General features: G+C 69.0%; 6 protein-coding genes. 5 read left to right on the forward strand and 1 reads right to left on the reverse strand.

Translation table 11 applies throughout. The features are described 5' to 3' along the window. Positions 1-2: 2 nt before the first annotated feature. The 4 genes from hflK to FV222_RS15550 all read left to right on the forward strand — a co-directional run bounded on the left by hflK (position 3) and on the right by FV222_RS15550 (position 4,324). Complete coding sequence (gene hflK, locus FV222_RS15535) at positions 3-1,103, forward strand: FtsH protease activity modulator HflK (protein ID WP_246685485.1); 1,101 nt, start codon at positions 3-5, stop codon at positions 1,101-1,103. Then, positions 1,100-2,056, forward strand: a complete 957-nt coding sequence (hflC, locus tag FV222_RS15540) for a protease modulator HflC (RefSeq protein WP_147761513.1) — start codon at positions 1,100-1,102, stop codon at positions 2,054-2,056. Before hflK ends, hflC begins: the two co-directional genes overlap by 4 nt. Positions 2,057-2,187: 131 nt before the next feature. Next, positions 2,188-3,711, forward strand: coding sequence for a DegQ family serine endoprotease (locus FV222_RS15545; protein ID WP_147761514.1), 1,524 nt, complete (start codon positions 2,188-2,190; stop codon positions 3,709-3,711). Between the two features lie 139 nt (positions 3,712-3,850). After that, complete coding sequence (locus FV222_RS15550; RefSeq protein ID WP_246685486.1) at positions 3,851-4,324, forward strand: coiled-coil domain-containing protein; 474 nt, start codon at positions 3,851-3,853, stop codon at positions 4,322-4,324. A 6-nt stretch (positions 4,325-4,330) separates the two neighbouring features. Here FV222_RS15550 and serB read toward each other — a convergent pair whose 3' ends face one another. Then, positions 4,331-5,227, reverse strand: coding sequence for a phosphoserine phosphatase SerB (gene serB, locus FV222_RS15555; protein WP_147814999.1), 897 nt, complete (start codon positions 5,225-5,227; stop codon positions 4,331-4,333). 16 nt (positions 5,228-5,243) lie between these two features. Here serB and FV222_RS15560 point away from each other — a divergent pair. Continuing rightward, on the forward strand, positions 5,244-5,716 hold a 473-nt coding region (locus FV222_RS15560; RefSeq protein ID WP_246685487.1), incomplete at its 3' end, for an isopentenyl transferase family protein.

The raw sequence follows: 5,716 nt of genomic DNA on the forward strand, positions 1-5,716 counted from the left end.
GGTTGAGGCGGAGCGTGGGCAGCGGCGGTGGCGGCGGCGGTAAGACGCCCCCCAATCTCGAGGATCTCCTGCGGCGCGGCCAGGACCGCCTGCGCGGCGTCATGCCTGGCGGCTCGCTCGGCGGCGGCAAGAGCTTCGTGGTGATCGGTGCGCTCGCAGTGGGCCTGTGGCTCGCGACGGGCTTCTACACGGTCGCCCCCAACCAGGTCGGCATCGAGACGATCTTCGGCCGCTACGTCGGCTCGAAGGGCGAGGGCCTGCGCTACAACTTTCCTTATCCGGTCGGCGGCGTGATCAAGCCGAACGTCGGACAGGTGAACTCGATCCAGGTCGGCTTCCGGTCCGCCGGCGGCGCCCAGGCGCGCACCCGGGACATGCCCGACGAGAGCCTGATGCTCACGGGCGACGAGAACATCGTCGACCTCGACTTCGAGGTGCAGTGGCGCGTGAACCCGCTGAAGGCTTCGGACTACGTGTTCAACCTCCAGAACCCCGAGGGCACGATCAAGGCGATCGCCGAGAGCGCGATGCGCGAGGTCGTGGGCCGCCGCAACATTCAGGCGATCCTGACGAACGAGCAGTCGAGCGTCGCCCAGGAGGTCAAGGAGATCACCCAGAACGCCCTCGACGAGTACGGCGCCGGCGTCCGCATCGAGGTGGTGCAGCTCGTCAGCGTCAACCCGCCGCCGGAGGTCCGGCCCGCCTTCATCGACGTGAACGCGGCGCAGCAGGACGCCGACACGGCGCAGAACGAGGCGAAGACCTACGCGAGCCGCGAGGTTCCGCAGTCCCGCGGGCGCGCTTCGCAGATCGTCCAGGCGGCGGAAGCGTACAAGACCAAGGCCACCGCCGACGCGACCGGACAGGCCGCGCGCTTCGACGAGGTCTACGCCTCCTACAAGACCGCGCCGACGATCAGCCGCGAGCGGATCTTCCTGGAGACGATGGAGAAGGTGCTGGGCTCCGTGAACAAGGTGATCATCGACCAGGGCGTCGCCGGATCCGGCGCGACCGGTGCGGCAGGCGTCGTGCCCGTGCTGCCGCTGGCCGAATTCGGGTCCCGCACCCCCGCCCCGGCGCAGACGAATGGAGCGGCCCGATGAACGCACAGGCCATCCGCACCGGCTCGGCGGTCATCGCCGCCGCGCTCGCACTCGCCTTCTACGCCTCGGTGTTCACCGTCGGGCAGATGCAGCAGGCCCTGGTACTCCAGTTCGGCCGCGTCCGCGCCGTCCTGAACCAGACCGGCGAGGACAAGCCGGGGCTCTACTTCAAGCTGCCCTTCGTCGAGAACGTCGTGCTGTTCGACAAGCGCGTCCTCGACCTCGACCTGCCGGTACAGACCCTGCTGACGGCCGACCGCCAGAACCTGGAGGTCGACGCCTTCGCCCGCTACCGCATCATCGACCCGCTGCGGTTCTACCAGTCTGTGAACAACGTCGCGCTGGCCAACCAGCGCCTGGCGAGCTTCACCAACTCGTCCCTACGCAACGTGCTGGCCCGATCGACCCGAGACGCCATCGTCAAGACCGAGCGCACCCGGCTGATGAACCAGATCCAGGAGGACGTGAACCGCGAGGCCAAGGCGCTCGGCGTGCAGATCGTCGACCTGCGCATGACCCGCGTGGACCTTCCGGCGCAGAACAGCGTCGCGGTCTACCGCCGGATGAAGACGGAGCGCGAGCGCGAAGCCGCCGACATCCGCGCCAACGGCGACCAGATCGCCGCGACGATCAAGGCCAAGGCAGACCGCGACGTCACCGTGATCCTTGCCGACGCGACGCAGACGGCCGAGAAGCTTCGGGGCCAGGGCGACGCGGACAAGAACCGCATCCTCGCCGAAGCCTTCGGCAAGGACCCGAGCTTCTTCAGCTTCTACCGCTCGATGCAGGCCTACGAGACCGGGCTGAAGGGCTCCGAGACCCGGCTGGTGATGAGCCCGAACTCGGACTTCTTCCGCTACTTCAGCGATCCGCAGGGCAAGGCGGCCCAGGGCGGCGCGCCGCGAGGCGCCGACCCGTCCGCGACGACAGGCTCGACCGGCACCGTCCGCTGACGATGATGCAGGCGGCCCGCCCTTGAAGCGGGCGGGCCGCCGACGATCTTGAAAGGTGGCGGACGAACCGCCGGCCGTCCTGACGGTCCATAAGAAGCAGCTCCGGAAACGCGTTCTTGAAGAGGTCGATCATGCACCCCGTCGCGAGCGCGCCCGCGCATCCCTTCGCCCGGTTCCGCCGCTCAGCGCGAACGGTCGCCGCCGCGATCCTGATCGCGTCCTCGTCGGTGGCGATGCCGGCCTACGCCAAGGGCCCGGAATCGCTGGCCGACCTCGCGGAAAAGGTGGACGACGCCGTCGTCAACATCTCAGCCTCGACCACCGTCGAAGCGCGCCCCGGCAACCGCGCAGGCCCGCAGCTGCCGCCGGGCACGCCGTTCGAGGACCTGTTCGAGGAGTTCTTCAACAAGCGCGGCGGACGCGGCGGCAACGAGCAGCGCGGCGAGAGCGAGAATCCGCGCCAGCAGCGCAAGTCGAGCTCGCTCGGTTCCGGCTTCATCATCGACGCGTCGGGCATCGTCGTCACGAACAACCACGTCATCGGCGACGCCAACGACATCCAGGTGATCCTGCACGACGGGACCAAGCTGAAGGCCGAGATCATCGGCAAGGATTCGAAGATCGACCTTGCCGTCCTGCGCGTGAAGCCGACGGCGGAGCGGCCGCTCAAGGCGGTGCCCTTCGGCGATTCGGACAAGATGCGCGCCGGCGACTGGGTGATCGCGATCGGCAACCCGTTCGGGCTCGGCGGCTCGGTCTCGGCCGGCATCGTCTCGGCGCGGGGGCGCAACATCGAGTCGGGCCCCTACGACAACTACCTGCAGACCGACGCGGCCATCAACAAGGGCAATTCCGGCGGCCCGCTGTTCAACATGGACGGCGAGGTGATCGGCATCAACACGGCGATCCTGTCGCCGACCGGCGGCTCCGTCGGCATCGGCTTCGCCGTCCCGTCGAGCTCGGCCAAGCCAGTGATCGACCAGCTTCGCGAGTTCGGCGAGGTCCGCCGCGGCTGGCTCGGCGTGCGCATCCAGAACGTGGACGACGCCACCGCCGAAGCGCTGGGGCTCAAGGGAGGTGCCAAGGGCGCCCTGGTGGCCGGAGTCGACGAGAAGGGCCCGGCCAAGACCTCGGGTCTCGAAGTCGGCGACGTGATCGTCAAGTTCAACGGTACGCCGGTGAAGGCCTCGAGCGACCTCCCGCGCATCGTCGCCTCGACGCCTGTCGGGCAGAAGGTCGACGTCGTGGTCGTCCGCAAGGGCGAGGAGAGCACGAAGTCGGTCACGCTCGGCCGCCTGGAGGACAGCGACAAGCCGCAGCTCGCCAACCTGCGACAGCCGGAGCCCGAGAATGCGACCCGCCAAGCACTTGGCCTCAACCTGTCGGGCCTCACCGACGAGCTTCGGCGCAAGTACAGCATCAAGGACGGCGTGAAGGGCGTGGTCGTCACCCGGGTCGACCCGAACTCGACGGCGGCCGACAAGCGCATCCAGCCCGGGGAGGTGATCGTCGAGGTCGGCCAGGAAGCAGTCAACACGCCCGCCGACGTGACCAAGCGCGTCGAAGCCCTACGGAAGGACGCTCGCAAGTCCGTCCTGCTGCTGGTGGCGAGCGCCACCGGCGACGTGCGGTTCGTGGCGATCGGCCTCGACTGATCGACCGCTGAGGCGGCCGCGACACCTGACGCCGCCGCCCATTCCGAGCGGCGGCGTTCTCGTTCGTGGCGGATGGGAACACGCTGACGCCTCGCATGCGCGGACCGAACCGGTCGCCCTCCGTTTCAGATGAGAGCCCGTGCGCGAGGCAGCCGACCCCGTGAATGCCGTCGCCTTCGATACGCTGCAGTTCGCGCGCAGCCTGCGTGAGAAGGCGCACCTCACGCCGGAGCAGGCTGAGGGGATGCCCGACGCCATGTCCGAGGTGTTCGCCAGCGGTATCCCCACCAAGGGTGACATCGTGGACGTCCGGCACGACATCGAAGCGCTTCGGATCGTGACGAAGGCCGACATCGAGGCGCTTCGCGCCGCGACAAAAATCGACATCGAAGCGTTTCGTGTGGAGACGAAGGCTGATTTCGTCGTGATCCGTCATGACATCGACGCTCTGCGCACGTCGACGAAGTCCGACATCGAAGCTCTGCGCCTCTCGACCCGCGCGGACATCGCCACGGCGAAATCCGACATCATCAAGTCGATGTTCGGGATGATCGGGTTTCAGACCGTCGCGATCCTCGGGGCGTTCGTCGCGCTCGTCCGCAGCCTGCACTGATGATGGTCAGGCGACGAATTCGCTCGCCATGTAGCCTTGCAGGTAAAGCAGCGCGCTGAGGTCGCCGTGCTCGATGCGGACCTTCGCCGCCGCCGCCACCGCGGGCTTGGCACGGAACGCGACGCCGAGACCGGCTTCCCCGAGCATGTCGAGGTCGTTCGCCCCGTCGCCGACCGCCAGCGTCTCCGTCGGCGCTAGGCCGAGGCCGTCGCGCAGGGCGATCAGCGTCGCACGCTTGGCCTCGCGCCCGACGATCGGATCGTCGACGAGGCCGGTGAGGCGTCCACCCGCAAGCCCGAGCCGGTTGGCGTGATGCTCGTCGAACCCAAGCGCCTCGGCGATCGGCCCGGTGAACAGCGTGAAGCCGCCGGAGACGAGGCAGGTGCGCGCCCCGTGCGCGTTCATCGTGTGGACCAGCGTGCGGCCGCCCGGGGTCAGGGTCAGCCGGTCGCGGATCAGGGCGTCCACCACCCCGGCCGACACGTCGCGGAGCAGGGCGACGCGCTCGCGCAACGCGGGCTCGAAGGCGATCTCGCCGCGCATCGCGCGCTCGGTGATCTCGGAGACCTGCTGCTTCAGGCCGATCGTGTCGGCGAGCTCGTCGATGCATTCCTGCTCGATCATGGTCGAGTCCATGTCGGCGAGGAACAGGCGCTTGCGGCGGTGCGCGTCGGCCGGCAACACCGCGACGTCGATCGGTTCGCTGCCGAGCGCCGTGCACAGGCGTTCAGTCAGCGCCGCCGCGGCGGCGGGAGCGCCCGGCAGCAGAACCTCGGCGGCGACCTCGCCGTGCAGGATGCGCGGCTGGTGCTCGGTCGCCAGCACCAGCCGCGCCTCGGCCAGCACCGCATCGGTGATGGCGGGGCGGGCCTCGTTTGCTATCAGGGTCGCGACAAGGGTCATCGGAGCCGACGATTTCGTGTTGCCGCTTTCAAATGCGTCGTCGCAGGGGCGGCCGGAGGCGATCCTCATTGCAGGGCCGACCGCCTCGGGCAAGTCGGCGCTCGCGACGGCGCTGGCGCTTCGTCAGGGCGGGGTCGTCGTCAACACCGACTCGATGCAGGTCTACGCCGACCTTCGCGTGCTCTCGGCCCGGCCGGATCGCGTCGAGGAGGCGCGCGTCGCGCATCGTCTGTACGGACACGTCGACGGCGCAGTGAACTACTCCGCCGGGCATTTCGCGCGGGACTCCGCGGCCCTGCTGGCAGACCTCGACGGGCGGCTACCCATCTTCGTCGGCGGGACCGGCCTGTACTTCCGCAGCCTGGAGGAAGGCCTCTCGGACCTGCCGCCGGTGCCGGACTCGGTGCGCACAGCGATCCGCTCCGCCTGCGAGGGCCGGCCGACCGAGGCGCTGCATGCCGACCTCGCCGTACGCGACCCGGCCGGCGC

It is taken from the genome of Methylobacterium sp. WL103 (assembly GCF_008039885.1).
In the GTDB taxonomy this organism is placed as follows: domain Bacteria; phylum Pseudomonadota; class Alphaproteobacteria; order Rhizobiales; family Beijerinckiaceae; genus Methylobacterium; species Methylobacterium cerastii.